General features: G+C 73.1%; 19 protein-coding genes. 5 read left to right on the top strand and 14 right to left on the bottom strand.

Translation table 11 applies throughout. The annotated features are described in order from the left end of the window. Window positions 1–9 precede the first annotated feature (9 nt). The 3 genes from HRF36_RS08495 (at window position 10) to HRF36_RS08485 (ending at window position 3,517) form a co-directional block, all read left to right on the top strand. The gene (locus tag HRF36_RS08495) at window positions 10–276 is read left to right on the top strand and encodes a DUF4190 domain-containing protein (protein WP_173208907.1); all 267 of its coding nucleotides are present in this window, start codon (window positions 10–12) and stop codon (window positions 274–276) included. A 380-nt stretch (window positions 277–656) separates the two neighbouring features. Next, window positions 657–2,027: a reverse transcriptase family protein gene (locus HRF36_RS16290; protein WP_217271093.1), complete on the top strand. Its 1,371-nt coding sequence runs from the start codon at window positions 657–659 to the stop codon at window positions 2,025–2,027. Between the two features lie 290 nt (window positions 2,028–2,317). Continuing rightward, window positions 2,318–3,517, top strand: coding sequence for a heparan-alpha-glucosaminide N-acetyltransferase domain-containing protein (locus HRF36_RS08485; RefSeq protein WP_371740088.1), 1,200 nt, complete (start codon window positions 2,318–2,320; stop codon window positions 3,515–3,517). Between the two features lie 25 nt (window positions 3,518–3,542). Here HRF36_RS08485 and HRF36_RS08480 read toward each other — a convergent pair whose 3' ends face one another. The 12 genes from HRF36_RS08480 to HRF36_RS08425 all read right to left on the bottom strand — a co-directional run bounded on the left by HRF36_RS08480 (window position 3,543) and on the right by HRF36_RS08425 (window position 14,549). Then, window positions 3,543–4,712, bottom strand: a complete 1,170-nt coding sequence (locus HRF36_RS08480; RefSeq protein ID WP_173208904.1) for a flagellar hook protein FlgE — start codon at window positions 4,710–4,712, stop codon at window positions 3,543–3,545. 140 nt (window positions 4,713–4,852) lie between these two features. Continuing rightward, entirely contained in the window at window positions 4,853–5,299 is a 447-nt protein-coding gene (locus HRF36_RS08475; RefSeq protein ID WP_173208902.1) for a flagellar hook assembly protein FlgD, read from the bottom strand. Between the two features lie 12 nt (window positions 5,300–5,311). Next, the gene (locus HRF36_RS08470) at window positions 5,312–7,243 is read right to left on the bottom strand and encodes a flagellar hook-length control protein FliK (protein ID WP_173208900.1); all 1,932 of its coding nucleotides are present in this window, start codon (window positions 7,241–7,243) and stop codon (window positions 5,312–5,314) included. Then, complete coding sequence (locus HRF36_RS08465) at window positions 7,240–7,953, bottom strand: C40 family peptidase (RefSeq protein ID WP_371740087.1); 714 nt, start codon at window positions 7,951–7,953, stop codon at window positions 7,240–7,242. Before HRF36_RS08465 ends, HRF36_RS08470 begins: the two co-directional genes overlap by 4 nt. Further along, window positions 7,950–8,408, bottom strand: a complete 459-nt coding sequence (locus HRF36_RS08460; protein ID WP_173208898.1) for a flagellar export protein FliJ — start codon at window positions 8,406–8,408, stop codon at window positions 7,950–7,952. Before HRF36_RS08460 ends, HRF36_RS08465 begins: the two co-directional genes overlap by 4 nt. Further along, window positions 8,408–9,763 carry a FliI/YscN family ATPase gene (locus HRF36_RS08455; RefSeq protein WP_173209975.1) on the bottom strand — a complete coding sequence of 452 codons (1,356 nt, stop codon included), beginning with the start codon at window positions 9,761–9,763 and terminating at the stop codon, window positions 8,408–8,410. Before HRF36_RS08455 ends, HRF36_RS08460 begins: the two co-directional genes overlap by 1 nt. A gap of 62 nt (window positions 9,764–9,825) precedes the next feature. Next, window positions 9,826–10,620 carry a hypothetical protein gene (locus tag HRF36_RS08450; protein ID WP_173208896.1) on the bottom strand — a complete coding sequence of 265 codons (795 nt, stop codon included), beginning with the start codon at window positions 10,618–10,620 and terminating at the stop codon, window positions 9,826–9,828. A gap of 96 nt (window positions 10,621–10,716) precedes the next feature. Beyond that, entirely contained in the window at window positions 10,717–11,772 is a 1,056-nt protein-coding gene (fliG, locus tag HRF36_RS08445; RefSeq protein ID WP_173208894.1) for a flagellar motor switch protein FliG, read from the bottom strand. Next, window positions 11,769–13,454 (bottom strand): flagellar basal-body MS-ring/collar protein FliF, encoded by a 1,686-nt coding sequence (gene fliF, locus HRF36_RS08440; protein ID WP_173208892.1) that lies wholly within the window; start codon window positions 13,452–13,454, stop codon window positions 11,769–11,771. The genes fliG and fliF overlap by 4 nt, the downstream gene beginning before the upstream one ends. Further along, the gene (gene fliE, locus HRF36_RS08435; RefSeq protein ID WP_173208890.1) at window positions 13,454–13,810 is read right to left on the bottom strand and encodes a flagellar hook-basal body complex protein FliE; all 357 of its coding nucleotides are present in this window, start codon (window positions 13,808–13,810) and stop codon (window positions 13,454–13,456) included. The genes fliF and fliE overlap by 1 nt, the downstream gene beginning before the upstream one ends. Beyond that, the gene (locus tag HRF36_RS08430) at window positions 13,810–14,205 is read right to left on the bottom strand and encodes a flagellar basal body rod C-terminal domain-containing protein (RefSeq protein WP_173208889.1); all 396 of its coding nucleotides are present in this window, start codon (window positions 14,203–14,205) and stop codon (window positions 13,810–13,812) included. Before HRF36_RS08430 ends, fliE begins: the two co-directional genes overlap by 1 nt. Further along, on the bottom strand, window positions 14,202–14,549 hold the full coding sequence (locus HRF36_RS08425) for a flagellar basal body protein (protein WP_055975153.1): 348 nt from the start codon (window positions 14,547–14,549) through the stop codon (window positions 14,202–14,204). Before HRF36_RS08425 ends, HRF36_RS08430 begins: the two co-directional genes overlap by 4 nt. A gap of 192 nt (window positions 14,550–14,741) precedes the next feature. On the opposite strand from HRF36_RS08425, the gene HRF36_RS08420 reads away from it, so the two are divergent. Continuing rightward, complete coding sequence (locus HRF36_RS08420) at window positions 14,742–15,029, top strand: hypothetical protein (protein WP_173208887.1); 288 nt, start codon at window positions 14,742–14,744, stop codon at window positions 15,027–15,029. 190 nt (window positions 15,030–15,219) lie between these two features. On the opposite strand, the gene HRF36_RS08415 is transcribed toward HRF36_RS08420, so the two are convergent. After that, window positions 15,220–15,945, bottom strand: coding sequence for a response regulator (locus tag HRF36_RS08415; protein WP_173208885.1), 726 nt, complete (start codon window positions 15,943–15,945; stop codon window positions 15,220–15,222). Further along, entirely contained in the window at window positions 15,942–17,876 is a 1,935-nt protein-coding gene (locus tag HRF36_RS08410) for an ATP-binding protein (RefSeq protein WP_371740086.1), read from the bottom strand. Before HRF36_RS08410 ends, HRF36_RS08415 begins: the two co-directional genes overlap by 4 nt. A gap of 184 nt (window positions 17,877–18,060) precedes the next feature. On the opposite strand from HRF36_RS08410, the gene HRF36_RS08405 reads away from it, so the two are divergent. After that, window positions 18,061–19,596: a CitMHS family transporter gene (locus HRF36_RS08405; RefSeq protein WP_173208883.1), complete on the top strand. Its 1,536-nt coding sequence runs from the start codon at window positions 18,061–18,063 to the stop codon at window positions 19,594–19,596. The last annotated feature ends 38 nt before the right edge of the window (window positions 19,597–19,634 follow it).

Below are 19,634 nucleotides of genomic sequence, written 5' to 3'. Positions count from 1 at the left end.
GGAGCACCCATGTCCAACACCGCTATGCCCCAGTCCGCCGGCACCGCCGCGGGTTACAACGTCCTCGCGATCGTCGGCTTCATCCTGGCCTTCGTCTTCTCACTGGCCGGCCTGATCGTGAGCCTGATCTCGCTGTCGCAGATCAAGAAGACCGGCGAGCGCGGCCATGGCCTCGCCCTGGCCGGAGTAATCCTCAGCGCTGTCTTCCTCGTCCTGGGCATCGTCATCGGCATCGCCACCTTCAGCGCCGGGATGGCACAGGTCCAGACCTACTAGATCGCCCGACCCCGGCGCACGAGCCGGGGAGCACAGGAGGCGCGGTGTCTGCAGAGCAGGCACCGCGCCTCCTCGTCATCCCGGGCGGGGAGGCGCAACGCACCCGATTCAGCCTCACGAGGGATCTCGACCGTCGGTGGCCTCGGTTAGCGTGACGGGATGCGGCGGTGTCTCGGCGAGGTGGGTGGCACACGCGCTGTGCCGTCCTCTCCGGGGCTACCCCGGGGCACGCAGATCGACCACGGCACCGCCCCGCAGGCCGGTGACCGCGCTTCGCGCGGCGCGCGGCCCGCACCGATGCACGAGTCGCCGAGGCACCGCCGCTTCCCTTCGCCCACGGCGGCCACCGCCTCCCGGTCCCTCACCCGGCCGGTGATCTCGTGATCGGCCACTCACCGGCGTCGGCCGCGCTGGCCCGCGACCCCGACCCGGGGCCCGACGCCGTCGCGACGGCCCTCGCCGACGCCCTGCTCGGCGCGCAGTGGTCGGTCCGCGAGCTCGCCGCAGCGGCCTCCGACGCGATCGACGGGCCGTCCCGGTTCTGGCGGCCCCTGGCCCGAGACCTCGTGCGCACACTGCCGCGAGCGCCGCACGACGACCCCCGCACCCTCGTCGCCCTCGTCCGCGACCACCCGGCGTTCGTCGAGGCGGTGGCCGAGGCGAGCGCGCTCGGCCGACCGCTGCGCATCGCCCACCACGTGCCCGTGACGCAGGAGGCGCGCTCGGCCGACCCGCGCCTCCTGCGCCTGGGCACCGTGGCCGACGTCGCGCGTCTGCTGGGCCTCACCGTGGGCGAACTCGACTGGTTCGCCGACCCCGGCCGGTGGCACCGCCGCGTCGAACGCGGCCCCCTGCAGCACCACCGGTACGAGTGGCGGGCGCGACCGGGACGCACCCCGCGACTGCTCGAGGTGCCGGGGTTCCGGCTGCGCGACCTGCAACGGGTCGTGCTCGACGAGGTGCTCGCGGCGGTGCCCCTGCACGACGCGGCACACGGCTTCGTCCCGGGGCGCAGCGCGATCAGCGGAGCCAGCCAGCACGTCGGTCGCGAGGTCGTGATCGCCCTCGACCTGACCTCGTTCTTCGCCCGGGTCACCGCCGGTCACGTGTTCGGCGCCCTGCGGCGCGAGGGGCTGCCGGACGCCGTCGCCCACGTGCTCACCGGGCTCTGCACCACCTCCGTGCCGCCGGGCGTGCTCTCTCGCATGCCCCCCGGCGGCAGCCCGGATCACCGGTTCGCCCTTCGCCGAGCACTCGCCGTCGCCCACCTCGCCCAGGGCGCACCGACCTCGCCCGCCCTCGCGAACGTCGCCGTCCGCCGACTCGACTCGCGGCTCGACGGGTACGCCCGGGCCGCGGGGGCGACGTACACGCGGTACGCCGACGATCTCGCGTTCAGCGGCGACGGGGCGTTCGCCGCACGGGCCGACGCGTTCGTGCGGGGCGTGGGACGCATCGTCGCCGACGAGGGCCACGACCTCAACCCGGCCAAGACGCGGGTGCGCGGGGCGGCCACACGGCAGGTCGTCACGGGCGTCGTCGTGAACCAGGGCACGAACACGGTGCGCTCCGAGTACGACCGGCTGCGGGCCGTGCTGCACAACGCCGCCACCACCGGGCTCGAGGCGCAGAACCGGGCCGGGCACCCGGACTTCGCCGCGCAGTTGTGGGGCCGCATCGGCTGGGTCGAGCAGCTGAACCCGTCGCGCGGGGCCCGGCTGCGCGCGGCGTTCGCACGCATCCCCCGCTGACCGACCAATCACAGCAACTGACATGTAACATGGTCAATGTCACGGGGGTGATCGCTGTCGTCCTGCGGGCGGATGCCTGCTCCTCGCACCCATCTGCACGCTGACGACGAGCGGACCCCGCCTCGCACGAACTCATCGGAGCACGAGAACCCATGAACGACATCTCCCCAGCCACACGTCAGAGGCGCCGGGTGCCGGACGCCCCCGCCACGCACCCGGCATCGCCGACACCGCCGACACCGCCGACACCGCAAGACGGTTCGCCTCGGCCCGGCAGCCTCCCGAGGCTCGTGGGTCTCGACCTCGCCCGGTTCGTCGCCATCGTCGGCATGATGTGCGTGCACCTCATGCCGACGGCAGGCACCCCCGGTGCCGTCGAGTGGTTGTCGAGCATCACCGAGGGCAATGCGTCGACACTGTTCGCGGTCATCGGTGGAGTCAGCGTGGTGCTCGCCACGAGACGCTACCTCGAGCACGGCCACGGGGCCGCAGCGCGGTGGGCCCTGCTCACCAGGGCCCTCCTCGTGATGATCCTCGGCGCGACCCTGGGCCTCATGCCGGGCAACATCGTGGTCGTGCTCGTCTACTTCGGCGCGGCGATGATCTTCTGCATCCCCCTTCTCGGCGTCCGACCGTCCCGGCTACTGGCCGGGGCCGGACTGTTGGCGGCCCTCGGCCCGATCGCGAACGCGATGCTCCGCAGCTCGCTCCAGGTCGTCGACGAGGGCGGGAGCCTCGGCTGGAACACCGTGATCGGCGACCCGCTCGGAGCGGGGCGCGCCGTGCTCATCACCGGCATGTACCCGGTCGTCACCTGGCTCGTGTACCTGCTCGTCGGGATGGCGTTCGCGACGTGGCTGCTCGACGCACGACGCGACGGCTCACAGACGCGTCTGCTCCGCCGGGCCGCAGTGGTCGGCGCCTCCGCCACGGCCGCCGCCTTCGCGATCAGTTGGCTGCTGGCGACCGTGGGCGGGCAAGCGGCCATGGTGTCGTCCCTGCCCGGTCTGACACCGGAGCAACTCACGATGCTGACGAGATCGCCAGGATTCGGCGCGCCGTTCAGCTCGGACTGGTGGGCACTCGCCCTGCGGACGCCGCACACCGGAACCACGCTGGACATCCTTCGCGGCACCGGTCTCGCGGTCCTCGTCATCTCATTGCTGCTGATGGCGACGGCACGGCTGCCGAAGAACGCGGCACGCGTCACCGAGCCCCTCCGCGCGGCCGGAGCCGCACCGCTGACCGTCTACACGCTGCACGTCGCGGCAGCCGGGCTCACGACCGTCGCCCTCCAACTCCTGGTCGAGGGCGGGGCGACGCTGACCGGCTATCCGTGGTGGTACAGCGGGCCCGTGATCGTCGCCGTGCACGTGACCGCCGCGATCGCCGTCGGAGCGGTCCTCGCGCTCCTCGACCGTCGTGGACCGCTCGAGGCGTTCGTGAGCGGATGCTCGCGCCGAGCGGCCCGGCGGCTCACGCGGGGGTAGCCGGCGACGTCAGGGCCGAGGACGACTAGCGCTTGAGGTTGGTGAGCTCTTGCAGCACCTCGTCCGAGGTCGTGATGATGCGGGCGTTCGCCTGGAAGCCGCGCTGGGCGACGATCAGGTTGGTGAACTCCTGCGACAGGTCCACGTTCGACATCTCGAGCGATCCGCTGGAGAGCGAGCCGACGCCGGGCGAGCCGGGGGCGCCGACCGTCGCGGCACCCGAGTTGGCGGTCGCACGGTAACCCGAGTTGCCCTCCTTCTCGAGGCCGCCGGGGTTCGCGAACGTGGCGAGCGCGACGCGGCCGAGCGCCACGGTCGAGCCGTTGCTGAACTGGCCCATCAGCGTGCCGTCCTTCGACAGCGAGAAGCCCTGCAGCGTGCCGGCGGCGCGACCGTTCTGCTCGGTGATGGACGTCGTGTTGAGCGCTGCGAAGCCGGTGACGCCCGACAGGTCGACGGTCACGCCGTTGAGGTTCAACGCCGCCGCACCGGTCTGTTTGCCGTCGGCGAAGGTGAGGGAGGTGGTGGCTCCGCCGTTGCCGTCGGTCGCCGAGGCGTCCCAGCCGGTGGTCGTGCGGGTGAAGGTCAACGTCAGGGTGCGCTCGAGGCCGTTCGCGTCGAACACCTTCGTGTCACGGACGATCCTGTCGTTGACGGCGGACTCGCTGGGCAAGTTGCCGCCGACGGTGGCACTCGAGGTCGCCGAGGCCGGGGCCGCCGCGTTCAGGGGCAGCGTGATGTCGCCGAGTGCGCCTCCGTCGTTGATGACGCCGTTCGTGGCCGAGTAGCCCTGGACGATCTTGCCGTCGGACGAGACGAGGCGGCCGTCGGCGTCGAAGTCGAAGGCACCGGCACGCGTGTACATCGTGTCGTTGCCGAGCCGCGTGACGAAGAAGCCGTCACCCGAGATCATCAGGTCGGTCGCCTTGCCGGTGGCCTGCGCCGAGCCCTGCGAGAAGTTCGTCGAGATGCCGGCGACCTGCACGCCGAGGCCGATCTGGGCGGGGTTCGTGCCGCCGATGCCGGTCTGCGGGCCGCCCGCGCCCTGCGTGATCTGCGACAGCGTGTCCTGGAACTGGGTGGTCGACGACTTGAAGCCGGCGGTGTTGACGTTGGCGATGTTGTTGCCGGTGACGTCGAGCATCGTCTGGTGCGAACGGAGGCCCGAGATGCCGGAGTAGAGGGAGCGGAGCATGGGTGCTGCCTTTCAGCTGGGGAGAGATCTGGAGGCGCGTCCTGCGCGGGTGGTGCCGGTCGCGTCCTGCTCCCGGGGCGGTTCGTGTGGTGGTGCGGGTGGTGCGGGTGGTGTCCGTGGTGTGGGTCGTGCCGGTGGTGTCACGCCGTCGTCGTGGCGATGCCCGAGATGAGATCCAACGCGACCTCCTTCCCGGCGACCGAGACCTTGGGGACGGCCTCGGCGAACGACACGCTCGTGGCGGTGCCCTTCACCTCGACACCGTCGGCGCCCGTGTAGCTGACCTCGCGACCGACCAGGTTCGAGGCGGCGATGCGCATCTGCAGCGAGAAGTTCTCGTTGGCGGTCGTCGTCTGGGCGGTGACCTGCTCCATCATCGCCAGCTGCGTGGTCTGCGACATCATGGCGTTGGTGTCCATCGGGGTCGACGGGTCCTGGTTCTTCAGCTGCGTGACGAGCAGCTTCATGAACATCTCGCTGTCCATCGTGTTCGACGTCGTGCGACTCGAACCGCTCTTCGCGGCGTTGGCGGCTGCGATCTGGGTCGCGACGTCGACGGTTCCCGATATCTGGTCGATCGAGGGCATGGGGTCTCCGGTTCAGGCCAGGACGTCGATCGACGTCGAGAGGGACGAGGAGGCGCGGGTGCGGTCGACCGCACCCGTCGCGTCGAGGGGGTCGGTTCCGTCGCGCGGCGCGCGTCCGGCACGGGCGTCGGCGCTGCGCGCCTCGGCGGCGTCGCGCGCCTGTCGGCCCGGTCCGCCCTCCGCGCCACCCTGCGTCCCGAGCTGACCGGATCGGTCACCACGGGGGTCGGACGGCTGGTTCTGGGACGAGAGGTCGACGCTGGTCTGCTGACCCGCGCCTCCCGGGTTCGCGGACGACACGGCCGTCGCGAGGTCGCGACGGAGGTCGCCGAGGATCGCCCGGACCGCGTCCCGACCGGCGTCCGACGCGGCGAACATCTCGACGTGCGTACCCTGCGCCGAGACGTGGGCGCGGACCGTCACCGGGCCGAGCGCCTCGGGAGCGACGTCCACCGTCACGACGTGCACGCCGGGACCGGCCGCGGCGAGCGTGAAGAGGGGGCGGGCGAGCTGCTGGGGCAGCGGCGCCTGCTGGGTCGCGGCCGCGGTCGGGGTCGCCGACGAGGAGGCGCCGGTCGCCGCGACGGAGAACGTCGCTCCGGCCGCGGGGACGGCGAGGACGGTCGGATCGACGGACACGGTCGCAGGGGCGGATGCCGCCGGGGAGGGGGCGGCCGCAGGAGCTGCTGCGGCCGCGGACGGGGTGGAGGAAGCTGCCGCCGAGGCCGAGGCCGCCGGCGCGAGCCCGAGCGTGGAGCCGGAGGTGCCGGTGGCGGCCGGCGACACGCCGCGGCCGTCCGCCGCCGAGCCCTCGGGGTGGGCAGGACGCGAGATCGGTGATCCGGTACGGACCGGATCGACCGGCCCGGCCGCCGCCGGAGCGAGCGATCCGGTACGGACCGGATCGACCGGCCCGGCCGCCGCCGGATCGACTGGCCAGCGCGGTGCGCTCGTGCCGACGGACGACGGGGAGGCGACCTCGGCGGTCGGGGCCGTGGCGAGGGCGGAACCCGAGGTGACGGTGGAGCTCGTGGTGACGGCGGTGCCCGAGGCGGATGCGGCCGGCGCGGGGATCGCGGCACTCGATGCAGCCGGCGCGGGGTTCAGGGTGCCCGACGCGGCCGGCGCGGGGATCGCGGTGCCCGACGCGGCCGGCGCCGCGTCGATCAGCGACTCGGCGGGGACCTCGAGCGTCGAACCGGTCCGGGTCGTGTCGAGGGCGGAGGCCGGCCCGGCGGACACCGACGAGGCGCTCGATCCGGTCCGTACCGGATCAGCGAACGCGGCGGGTCGCGCCGACAGGGCGACCGGGGCCGCCTGAGCGGCGAGGACCGAGCCGGCGAGGGGCGAGACGGTGAGGGGCGAGCCCGCGAGGGCCGAGCCGGTGAGGGGCGAGCCGGTGAGGGGCGAGCCGACGAGGGCCGAGCCGACGAGGGCCGAGCCGGCGGTCGCCGAGGACGCCGCACCGGTGACCGGGAGACCGGCCGTCTCGGGCCCGCTCGCCGCGTCCTCGGGCGTCGCGCCGCCCACGGCTGCAAGTCCACCGTCGGTGGTCGAGGTCGATTCGGCGGCGAGCACGTCGGCACCGCCGGTCGGGGCCGCCCGCTCCCCCGCGAGGGGCCAGTGCCAGGCCGACACGACGGCGGCGGGATCGAGCGGCGACGACTGGGCGATGGTCTCGTCCGAGGCGGGCGTCGAGGGCTCCGTGAGCTCCGGGGCAGCCGGGGCGTCCCGGCCGTCCACGGGGGCCTCGCGCCGATCCGGGGTACGAACGAAGGCGCGTTCCTCACGCATGGCCGCGCCGAAGCCGGTGGCCGAGCGATCGGCGTCGCGGGCGACACCGGCTCCCCCGGCACCCGGCCCTCGCGGCCCCGTGGGGCTGCGCAGCGCCGAGGAGTCCGAGAGGGCGGGAGGTGCGAACGGCTGGGTGCGGGACAGGGTCACGAGGCCACCCCCGCGCTCATCAACTTCTGCAGGGCCGCCGTCATCAGGTCGGTCCCCGACGACGCGGTCGACGCGGTCGGGGTGACCGTCTTCGCCGGCGAGGCCGACGCGCCCTCGGCCGGGACGATGCGTCGGATCGTGCTGAGGTCGGCGTCCTTGTACCAGTTGTCGACGATCTGCACGTCCTTGCCCGGGCGGGGCGCGTGCAGCACCTTGCCGTCGCCCAGGTAGATGACGATGTGGCCCTCACCCTTCGGCACGAGCAGGTCGCCGGGCTTCGCGTCGGCGAGCGACGACACCTCGGCGCCCATCTTCGCCTGGTCGGGGACGACGCGCGGCATGCTGACGCCGAGGTCCTTGAAGACCGTCTGCACGAGGCCCGAGCAGTCCATGCCCGTCCGGTCCTCCCCGCCGAAGACGTAGGGCACGCCGAGGTACTTCTTCGCGGACTCGACCACGTCCGAGCCGTCGGCCCCGCTGCCGCTCGCGACCGAGCCGGCCACGGCGTCGACGGAGGCGCTCGTCGCCGTGGCGCCCGTCCCGGACGTGCCGGCGAGGGCGTCGGCGAACGCCGTGGCCGACGTGCTCGACCCGGCGGCGGCGGTCGCGGACGTCATCCCGCCGGTCGCACCGGTCGCACCGGCACGCAGCTGGGCGATCGTCGCCTGGATGTCCTGGATCCGGGACAGGACCTCGGTCACGGGGCTCACGCCGCGCCTCCTGGGTTCTCGGGGTGGGTGCCGGACGGCGAGCCGTCGGGGCGGGGGCGCGAGGCGATCTCGTCGAGGGCGATCTGCTCGTCGCGCAGGTCGGCGGCCGCCTCGGCCACCACGTGCTTGTGCTCGAGCTTCTCGAGGCCGATCGCCGCACGACGCGCCTCGTTGAAGGCGGCCTGCGCGGCATCGACGTCCGACTGACGGCGCCGGGCGACCGCGTCGAGCTCGGCGAGCATGCCGCGCGACGAGGCCCGCGACGCGGCCAGCGCACTGAGCATCGCGGCGTCGGTGACCTCGGACGGCTCGTCGGCGAGGGTGCGCTTGGCGCGCACGCGCTCGTCGGCGGCCTCGCGCAGACGGTCGTTGGCCTCGGCGAGGACGGCTCCGGCCTGGTCCTGCTGGGCGTGACGCAGCCGCAGCAGACCGAGCAGCGAGAACGGGCGTGCCATCAGAGCCCTCCGAACCGCGAGGTGAGCGACGCCAGGGCGTTCCACGAGTCGGCCGAGGCCGCCCGGTCGTCCATGCCCTGCTGCAGGAACGCGTCGATGGCGCCCTGGTGGTCGACGGCCGCGTCCACGAGCGGGTTCGTGCCGCGTTGGTACGCGCCCACGTCGAGCAGGTCCTGGGCGGCCCGCCGCGCGGCCATCACCTTGCGCAGGCTCGTCGCCGCGGCGCGCTGCGGCGGGCTGGTCACCTTCGACGCGACGCGCGACACCGAGCCGAGTGCGTCCACCGACGGGAAGTGCCCGGTCACGGCGAGCTTGCGATCGAGCACGACGTGCCCGTCGAGGATGCTGCGCGCGGCGTCCGCGATCGGCTCGTTGTGGTCGTCACCGTCGACCAGCACCGTGTAGAGCCCGGTCACCGAGCCGACGCGGTCGGTCCCGGCACGCTCGAGCAGACCGGCCAGCACCGAGAACGTCGACGGCGGATAGCCCCGGGTCGCCGGCGGTTCGCCGACCGAGAGGCCGATCTCGCGTTGGGCCATCGCGACGCGGGTGAGCGAGTCCATCATCAGCACGACGTCGGCGCCCTGGTCACGGAACGACTCGGCGATGCGGGTCGCGACGAACGCGGCACGGAGGCGCATCAGCGCGGGCTCGTCGCTGGTCGACACGACGACGATCGAGCGGGCGAGGCCCTCGGGGCCGAGGTCGTCCTCGAGGAACTCCCGCACCTCGCGACCGCGCTCGCCGACCAGGGCGATCACGCTGACCTGCGCGTCCGAACCGCGGGCGATCATCGACAGCAGGGACGACTTGCCGACGCCCGAGCCGGCGAACAAACCGACGCGCTGGCCCTTGCCGACCGTGGTCAAGGTGTCGAGCACCCGCACGCCGAGCTGCAGGGGCGTGTCGATGCGCGCCCGATGCATGGCGGAGGGAGTCTCGTGGTCGAGCGGGACGAGGTCGACGCGACCGCCGTCCGAGCCGGACAGGGGGCCCTTGCCGTCGATGGGTCGACCGAGGCCGTCGAGCACGCGCCCGAAGAGGCCCGTCCCGGTCGGGACCAGCAGCGGGCGGCCGGTCGAGCGCACGGGCGTGCCGGTCGTGATGCCGGTCAGGCGGCCGAGCGGCATGCAGCGCACGCCGTCGGGCGTGGTCGCGACGACCTCGGCGAGGTTCGAACCGGCATCGGCACCGGACGTCGCGGTCCTGTCGCCCACGGCGACGATCTCGCCGACGGCCGCGTCGAGACCCTGCACCGTGAGGCCGAGGCCCACGGCCGAGCTGACCCGGCCGACGCGCTGCGGGCGAGCCGCGGCGCGGGCGGCGTCGAGGCGGGGGGCGACGACGGCCGGCACGTGCGGACGCTCGCCGTCGACGACGGCACCGGTCGACACGAGGGCAGGAGGCGCGGTGAGGGTCACGAGACGCCCCCGTCCGTCGCCGAGTCGCCGAGCAACGCCGTCCGGGCACGGTCGAGCGCCGTGCCGAGTCGCGCATCGACCTGGCCGACGCGCAGCTCGGCCTCGGAGTCGCCGCGAGCCAGGGACGCGTCCGCGACGAAGGCCACGGCGGCGGCCACCGAGTCGCGCGTCGCGGCGTCGAGCTGGACGAGGTCGGCCGGGTGCAGACGCACCGTCACCACGTCGCCGGGGTCGGTCACGGCGAGGGCCCGGGCGACGGCCGCGCGAGCCGTGCGTCCGGCGCGGGGGTCGACGGCCTCGGCCACGGACGACCCGGCGTCGACGGGCTCGGAGGCCCGCAGCTCGTACCCGAGGACCGCCTCGGCGAGTTCGAAAGCGGTCGCGACCAGCGCCTCCTCGGCGTCGTCGAGGACCGGCGCGACGCGGGCGTCGAGCGCACGGGCGGACGCGGCGAGGGCCTCGACGGTCGAGACCGTCGCAGCCTGGAGGCGGTACAGCAGGTCGGAGTGCTCGGCCTCGAGGACGGCCCGTCGGGCGGCCAGCTCGAGCTCGGCGGCCCGCAGGCCGGCGGCGTACCCGGCGGCGTGACCGCGAGCCTCGGAGCGGGCGTCGTGCACCTGTCGGGTGGCGGCGGCGTCGGACCCGGGCACCGTCACGGAGGGATAGCTGACGCGCGCGAAGGCCGGGGCAGCGCCCTCGGGGGTCATCACGGAATCGAGCATCACGGGCCGTTCGGCGTTGGGGGTGACGGCCGATCCGTGGCCAGGGGTGGGTGAGCGATCCGTGCTCACCGGCGACTCTCGGCGTCCGCCGGGCCGGCGTTAGCCCTTGCCCCGAAGGGGGGCCTCCGCGCGTGCCGGGGTCGAGACACGCTGCCCGGGGCCGGGCTAGTCGACGAGGGCGTCGTCGTCGGAGCGGTGCATGGTGATCGCGCCCATCGCCTCGAGTTCGCGGATGGCGCGCACGACCGACGCCCGCGCCTCCTCGATCTGCGACTTGCGGACCGGACCCATCGACTGCAGCTCGTCGTCCAGCAGCTCGCGGTTGCGCTCGGAGACGTTGCCGCGGATGACCTCGGTGACCGCGGGCGGAGCCCCCTTCATCGCCGTGGCGAGAATCGCCGCGTCGATGCCCCGCAGCACCTGCTGGATGTCCCGCGACTCGAGCTTGACGATGTCCTCGAACGTCAGCATTCGCGAGCGCACCTCTTCGGCCAGCTCGGGGTCGCGTTCGTCGAGGCCCTCGAGCAAGGCCCTCTCGGTCGCCACGTCGCTGCGGTTGAGGATCTCGATCAACGGCTGGATGCCGCCGACGACCTCGACCTGCTCTCGCGGGGCGACGACCGCGCCGGCCCGCACCTTGAGGGTGGCCGCGACGATGCCGACCGACTCCGGGGTGGCCGTGCCCATGGTGGCGATGGCCTGGGCGACGTCGGCGCGCAACTCGACGTCGAGGCCCGACATCACGGCCGACGCCTGTTGCGGCCTCAGGTGCGCCAGGACGAGGGCGATGGTCTGCGGCAGTTCGCCGTCGAGCAGCGTCACCACCTGACCGGCCTCGGCCTCGTCGAGGAACTCGAAGGACTTGCCGGCCATGTTCGACGCCATGCGCTCCATGACGCCGGCGGCGCGCTCGGAACCGAACGAGGCCTCGAGCAGGCCGACGGCCACGTCGTGCCCGCCGCGGCGCTGGTAACGGCCGCTGACGCTGAGGTCGTGGAACTCGGCCACGGTGGCCTCGGCGATCGACGGGTCCACGCGACGCAGGCGCACGATCTCGGCGGCGATCTCTTCGGCCTCGACCTCGCTGAACTCCTTCATGACCGCGGCCGCGCGGGCCTGGTCCATCTGCATCAGGATGACGGCGACCTTCTGCGGCCCGGTCAGAGGCGTGCCGACACCGGGCGCCGCGGGGCTGCCGAACGTGGTGGGGACGAGGCTCATGCGGGCTGCCGGTCGTCCATCAGGCCCCGCAGCAACTCGGCGGTCTTGCCCGGGTCGCGTTCGGCCATCGCGTCGATCTCGGCGCGGCGGCGCTCGGCCGACACGAACTCGGGCGAGGGGGTCGGAGCGTCGACGTCGAGCAGTTCGGTCTTCGGCTCGCCCATGCCGGGCAGCGTCAGCCGTGAGGTGGCCACGGCGTCGTCGAGCGACAACGGCATCGTGGCGTCCCAGGTCTGGGCACCGTTCTGCGGGGCGAGTTCGCCGAGGTCGACGTCCTCGCGGTCCTGGCGACGGCTGCGACGGGCGAAGACGATCAGACCCACGATGGCCGCGATCGCGATGGCCGCCACGATGCCGACGGTGCGGATCGTGCCCCACATCGCCTCGCTGGCACTGGCCGCGTCGGCGGCCTTCAGCGCTTCGGCGGCGGCGTCCGCGGCCGAGGTGTCGAAGTCGACCTGGGCGACCTGGACGGTGTCGCCGCGGGCGGCGTCGATCCCGGCGGCGGCGCCGACCAGGTCGCGGACGCTCTGCATGTTGACGCCGTTCGCTGCGGCCGAGTTCAGCGCGACCGACACGGTCTGACGACTCACCTCGCCGGCCGGAACGGCGAGGCTCTCGGTCACCTTGTCGACGGCGTTGTTCTTGGTCGTCGACTCGTTGGTGTACCCCCCGTCGGCACCGGTCCCTGCGGTGGTGGTGCCGTTGGTGCCCGTGGGGACGGCGATGTTGTCGGGTCCGAGCACACCGGTCGCGCCGGTGCCGTTCGCCCCGTTCGCGCCCGAGCCGTACTGCTCGGTGGTGCCCGACTCGTTGAGGGCGATCGGTCCGCTCTCGGGCTGCGAGAACGACTCGGTCACCTTCGTGCCCGAGCTCTGGTCGAGGTCGGCGGCCACCACGACCGACGAGTTGCCCGGGCCGACCATCTTGTCGAGCATGGCCTGGACCGAGGCCTGGACCTTCGACTCGTAGTCGCTCGCATCGCCGCCCGCGCCTCCGACGGCTCCGCTGCCGACGGCCGACAGCACCGTGCCCGAGGCGTCCGTGACGGCCACGTCGGTGGCCTTCATGCCCTCGACGGAGGCACTGGTGAGGTTGACGATGGCCTGCACCTGCTTGGAGTCCAGCGTCGCGCCGGCCCGCGTCTCGACGAAGACCGAGGCGGTCGGGTCGCGCTGCTCGGAGACGAACACCGAGTCCTCGGGGATCGCGAGCTGCACGCTGGCGTTCTTCACGCCGTCCATCGCCTTGATCGTGTTGGCGAGCTCGCCCTCGATGGCGCGCTTGTAGGTGACGTTCTGCTGGAACTCGGACGAGGTGACGCCCATGGTGTCGAGCAGCGAGTAGCCGCCGCCCGAGCTCGCGGCGGGCAGCCCCGCGGCCGCGGCCTTGAGTCGCTCGTCGTACACGTTCGCCTCGGGCACGAGGATCGTGCCGCCGCCCGCCGTCAACTCGTACGGGACGCCGTCGGTCTGCAGCAGTTCGACGATGGCACTCGCGTCGGTCGGGTCGATACCGCTGAACAGCGGCGTGTAGGTGGGCTTGCCCAGCCAGCTGACCAAGGCGACGACGCCGAGCACGAGGGCGGCGAGCAGGATGACGGCGATCGTGCGCTGCGCGACCGTGAAGCTCTGGAGGGCGGCGCCCAGCTTGGCGAGTTGACCCTTGACGGCGGTGGGCATCAGGCCTGCATCCTCATGATCTCGTTGAAGGCGTCCACGCCCTTGTTGCGGACGGCGCTGACCAGCTCGAGCGTGACCTGGGCACGCGTCGCCGCGATGGTCGCGTCGTGGATGTCGGTCAGGTCACCGGTGACGGCCTTGACCGCGAGGGTCTTCGCCTCGGACTGCAGCTGCTGCAGCCCCTCGACGGCACCGGTCATCGTCGCCCCGAAGGTCGCACCCGAGACCGAGGAGGCGCCGGTCGCGCCGGTCGCACCCGTCACGTCGGACGCGCCGCCGGCCCGCATGAGCGAGCCCACGTCGGCGTAGCCGGACTGTTGCACGGCCCCGAGGGCCTGGATTCCTGCGATGGGCATCAGCCACGTCCGATCTGGAGTGCGGCCTCGTAGGCCGTCTTGGCACGGTCGACCACGGCGGCGTTGGCCTGGTAGCCACGTTGCGCCATGATCAGGTCGCCCATCTGGGCACCGAGGTCGATGTCGGGCATGCGCACGTATCCCTCGGCGTCGGCGAGCGGGTGGTCGGGAAGGTAGGTGACGCGGCCGGCCTCGCTGCCGTACCGGTCGGCCTTGACGAAGGCGCCCGACGTGCCGGCACCCTCTTGCACCTCGACGTAGCGAGCCTGGAAGGCGGTGTCGTCCATCGACTTGACGGTGTTGACGTTGGCGATGTTGTCCGAGACGGCGTCGAGCCACTTGCGGTGCACGGTCAGGCCGGTGCTCGCGATGCCGATCGCGTCGAAGGCGGTCACGAGTTCGTCCGGAACGCCGCACGAACGGCCGTCAGCTCGGAGTTCATGGCCTGCGTGGCGAATTGGTACCGCAGCACGGTGTCGACGTTCGACAGGGTCTCGGTGTCGAGGTTGACGTTGTTACCGTCGAGGCGCGTGGGCTCGAGGCTGCGCGACGTGGACGCCTGGACCGCTCCGCTGCCGGACGCGACCGACCTGCCCAGCGCCTCCTCGAACTGCACCCGCTTGGCGGTGTAGTTCGGGGTGTTGACGTTCGCGATGTTCGCGGCGATCGTCTTCTGGCGCAGCGAGAGACCGTCGAGGGCGCTCTGCAGCGCCGCTTGCGTCACGGATTCGAGTGGCATGCCTGTCCCGGTGGGGTCGGTGGAGTGCGAGGGCCGATCCGTGGCCGGGGGGTGCGAGCGATCCGTGCTCACGGCGCTCTATCGGCGGGACGCGGGGCGACGTAAGCGTCGGGCGGGCAGCTGCCCCGTAGTGGGGGCGCACGCCCGCTACTGCTAGCGTCGCGCCCAGGACCGGGGGACGGAGGCGCGCGCATGGACGAGGACGGCCGACGGCTGTTGGGCCTCGGGGACGAGCACGCCGCCGACCCCGACGAGAGGATCGTCGTGGACGACGACGACGAGGCGGCTGCGGATGCGGCTGTCGGTCGCCGATCGGTCGGCGCTCTGGTCGGGCTCGTGTTCCTCGCCGTCGTGGTCGCGGCGATCGCGGTCGGGGTCGTGCTGCCCCTGCTCCTGTGGCCGGTCGGCTTGTGGATCGGCCTCCAGCGGCAGCCCGCCGAGATCGCGTCACTCTGGTGGTTCGTGGGCCTCGACGGCTGACCGCCGGGTGCTCTTCGTCGTGGTGCTGGCCGGGCCGCGCCTCCTCGGCGGCTCGCCCCGATGAGCGGGGGGGCATCGCACCCCCTGCTGGACGTCGCACCGCCGAAGTGGGCGGTGCGACGTCCAGTCCGTGGTGCGAAGCGGCGGGCAGGGCGACGGGCAGGGCGGCGGGCAGGAGGCGCGGGTCGGGTCAGGGGCGCGAGTAGCGGTGCTCGGGGCGGCCGGTGGTGCCGTAGCTGAGCTTCATCGTCACGAGGCCGTCGGCGGCGAGCGCCGCGAGGTAGCGCTGGGCCGTGGCACGCGAGACCCCGACCCGGGCCGCGACGTCCGCCGCCGAGAGCTCGAGCGGCCCGACCTCGGCCCCGCCGGCGGCAGCGGCACCGGCACCGGCACCGGCACCTCCCCCGGCCTCCGCGCCGAACTGCTCGAGCACCGCCTGCTCGGTCGCCGACCGCGACGGCGAGGCCGCCTTGGCCGCGTCGCCGGAGTGGAGGATGCGCAGGGCCCGTTCGAGTGCCTCCTGGTCGACGGCCGTCCGCTCGTCGAGCACGTTGCGGTACCGCTGGTAGGCACGGAGCCGGTCGACCAGCGTGCCCGACGCGAACGGCTTGATCAGGTAGCCGAGCGCCCCGCGCCGCAGGGCCCGCCGCACGGTCGTGGCGTCCGACGCGGCACTGAGCACGAAGGCGTCGACGTCGACCTCGCGCAGCAGGTCGAGTCCGCTGCCGTCGGGCAGGTGCACGTCGAGCAGCAGCAGGTCGACGTGCTGCTGCTCGGCGAGGACGCGACGCACCTCGGCGACCGTGCCGACGGCCGGCAGCGCCCGCAGGCCGGGCAGCTGCTCGACCTGGCGACGGTGCAGGTCGGCGACGTAGAAGTCGTCGTCGACCACGAGCACGGTGAGTTCGGTCGTCACGGGGTGGTCCTCTCGGGGCGGCGGGGTGTGCCGCCGGCACGCGGGTCGTGCCGGTCGTGTGGTCCGTCGGGGGACGAGGAGGCGCGGGGCGGCTCGGCCACGACCGTCGCCGCCGCCTCGCTCGAGACCGCGTCCACGAGCTTCGCGCAGAACACCGCACCGTGCTCGTCACCGCCCGGCGAGCCCAGCCAGACGTCCCCGCCCCGACGCCGGGCGATGTCACGGGACAACGGCAGCCCGAAGCCCAGGCCGTGCACCCGCGCGGGGTCGGGCTCGTCGCCCGCGCCGTGCGGTCCGCGGTCGAACAGCCGCCCCGCGTCGGCGACGCCGTCACCCGAGTCCATCACCGACAGGTGCAGGTCGGTGCCGTCGTCGAGCACCTCGACCTCGATCCAGGCCGGGGTGACCCGACCGGCCACGGCGGCGCGGACCGCGTTGTCGACCAGGTTGCCGAGCACGGTCGTCACGTCGCCGGGCTCGACGACCGAGCCCGTGACGAGCGTCTCGGGCCCGAGCTTCAGCAGCACGCCCCGCTCGGCCGCCTCGACGCCCTTCGCCCCGAGGAACGCCTGCAGGTACGGCTCGGTCAACCGGTCGGCGTGGGCGACCGGGTAGCGCAACGGCCCGTGGTCGAGCACGTCGGCGAGGTAGGCGCGGGCCTGTTCGGCCCGACCGAGCTCGAGCATCCCCGAGAGTGCGTGCAGCCGGTTGGCGAACTCGTGTCGCTGCGCGCGCAGGGCCGTGGTCATCGCGCCGACGGCGTCGAGCCGGCGGGTCAGGGCCTCGACGGCCGTGCGGTCGCGCACCACAGCCACCCGGCCGAGGTCGACCCCGTCGCGCGACACCGGGCGCACGTCGACCAGCAGCACGTGATGGTCGACCACGAGCGTCGTGTCGGCCGGGGTGCCGACTGGCGTTCCTGCCGGGATCGCCTCGACGTCGTCGTGCCGACCGCTCGAGCCGAGCAGCGCGACGAGCCCCTCGGGCAGGTCGAGCCCGTCGAGTGGCTGCCCCACCACGGCGCCCGCGTCGAGCCCCAGCAGACGGGCGGCCTGGTCGTTGCAGACCGTCACCACGCCGTCGCGGGACACCGCGAGCACGCCCTCGCCGACCCCGCCGAGCACGGCCTGCTGGTTCTGCACGAGGGTCGACAGCTCTTCGGGCTGCAGACCGAGCGTCGCCCGATCGAGCCGCCGACGGATCAGCACGGACGCGACGACGCCGAGCGCCAGGGCCAGCACGGCCACCCCGACGACGGGCAGGGCGTCCTGCACGAGGGTGTCGTAGACCCGGGTCGGCGCGTAGCCGACGCTGACCTCGCCGACCACGCCGACCGCCGCACCCGGGACCTCCGACGCCGCGTCGGCCGAGACGCCTGGCGCGTAGATCGGCACCTTCGCCCGGGCCGAGTCGCCGAGCGTGCCGCGCTCCCAGGCGACGACCTCTTCTCCGCGCAACGCGGCCTCGGGGCTGGTGCTGACGCGCTCGCCGATGCGGGAGGGGTCCGGGTGCGCCAGCCGCACCCCGCGATCGTCGGTCACGACGACGAAGAGGGCCCCGGTGCGCTGCTGGGCCGCGACCGCGGTGCGCTGCAGGGCTCCGCCGGCCAGCGCCTCCTGGTCGATCGCGGTCCCGTCGACGCTCAGCAGTGCGACCTGCTCGCGGACGTCGGCGTCGCTCGCGACGCTCTGCGCCACGGCGAGGGCCGTCGACTCGGCCTCGCGCGCCAGGCGCTGCACGGCGATCGTCGCGAAGACGGCGCTGGTCAGCAGCACGATGGCGGTGACGACGGCCAGCTGCAACAGCAGCACCTCGGTGGCGAAACGTCGTTTCCGGAGGCGCGGTGTCGGCACCCGCCTCGCGTCGCGTCGCGCACCCGTCCCCCGTCTCGCCGTCGTGAGGCGTCCCCGTGGTGAGCTGTCGTCGGTCACGCCCGTCAGGGTACCGGGCGGGGCCGACCCGACCCGCGCCTCCTCGTGGACCGCACGCACCGGACCGAGCAGAACGAGCACAAGGTGCCGAACGCGCGATAGTCGGCCAATGCGCACAAGCGCGACGGGCGCCGGGCGGCGCGGTTAGCGTGCCCGGACACACGAACTGGACGAAGGAGTCCTGATGCTCGTCATCCTCGGCTATCTGATGATCGCCACCTTCATGGTGCTGATCATGACCAAGCGGCTCTCGCCGATGCTCGCCCTGATCATGGTGCCGACCATCTTCGGCCTGTTCGCAGGGGCCGGGCTCGGCATCGGCGACATGGTGATCGAGGCGATCGGCGACCTGGCCCCGACCGCGGCGCTGCTGATGTTCGCGATCATGTACTTCGGCCTGATGATCGACGTCGGCCTGTTCGACCCGCTGGTCCGGTTCATCCTGCGGGTCACGGGCAACGACCCCGCGAAGATCGTGCTCGGCACGGCCCTGTTGGCCGGGGCCGTCTCGCTCGACGGCGACGGGTCCACCACCTTCATCGTGACGACCGCCGCCATGCTCCCGATCTACCTCAAGCTCGGCATGAGCCCGGTCGTGCTCACCTGCGTCGCCGGCCTCGCCAACGGCACGCTCAACATCGTCCCGTGGGGTGGTCCGACGGTGCGGGCGGCCGCCGCGCTGAACGTCGCGCCGTCCGACATCTTCGTGCCGCTCGTGCCGTCGCTGATCACCGGCCTGATCATCGTGTTCGTGTTCGCTTGGCTGATGGGCCTGCGCGAGCGCCGCCGCCTCGGCACGGTCGAACTCGGCGGCTCGGTGCTGGCCGCCGCCGCCGAGAAGATGTCACCGCTGTCGCGCGAGCTCGCCACGGCCGCCCGCGGCGGCGGCCCGGGCACGGCGGGCGTGGGGGTCTCGATGTTCACCAGCCCGACGGTCGCCCTGGGCCTGCGCGGCGGTCGCGCCGACGGCAGCCGCGCGGACGCCCCCGGCGAGCGCGCGGTCGACAACCCCGGTGGCCCGGCCGGCACCGGCAGCGAGAACGGCACCCCGATGAGCGGCACCCTCGCCGACACGATGCTCGACCCCACGCGCGAGACCCTGCGCCCCAAGCTGATCTGGTTCAACTTCGCCCTGACCGTCGTCGTGATGGTGCTGCTCGTGCTCGACCTGTTCCCGCTGGCCTACGTCTTCATGGTCGGCGTCGCGGTCGCGCTGCTGATCAATTTTCCGAAGGTGAAGCAGCAGTCGGCCGAGATCGTCGCCCACGCGCCGAGCATCGTCGGCGTGGTCTCGATGGTCTTCGCGGCCGGCGTGCTGATCGGCGTGCTCAACGGCACGGGCATGGTCGACGCGATGGCGCAGTGGCTCGTCCAGGTGATCCCGAACGAGCTGGGACCGTACCTGGCCGTCATCACCGGGCTGCTCAGCCTGCCGCTCACCTTCTTCATGAGCAACGACGCCTTCTACTTCGGCATCCTGCCGGTGCTCGCCCAGAGCGCCGCGGCGTTCGGCATCGAACCGGTCGAGATGGCCCGCGCCTCGGTGATCGGTCAGCCCGTGCACCTGCAGAGCCCGCTCGTGCCGGCGATCCTGCTGCTGGTGAGCCTGGCGAACGTCAACCTCGGCGACCACCACAAGAAGGTGCTCTGGCGGGCGGCCGTGGTCTCGGTCGTGATGCTCGTGGTCGCGATCGTCGTCGGGGTGATCCCCTTCGGCTGAGCCCTCCTGTTCGCTCGAGATGTCACGACGTGCCGCTC

Source organism: Frigoribacterium sp. VKM Ac-2836, assembly GCF_013248995.1.
Lineage (GTDB): Bacteria > Actinomycetota > Actinomycetes > Actinomycetales > Microbacteriaceae > Frigoribacterium.
Note: the sequence above shows the minus strand (reverse complement) of the source record. Positions and strands in the feature narration are given on the sequence as shown.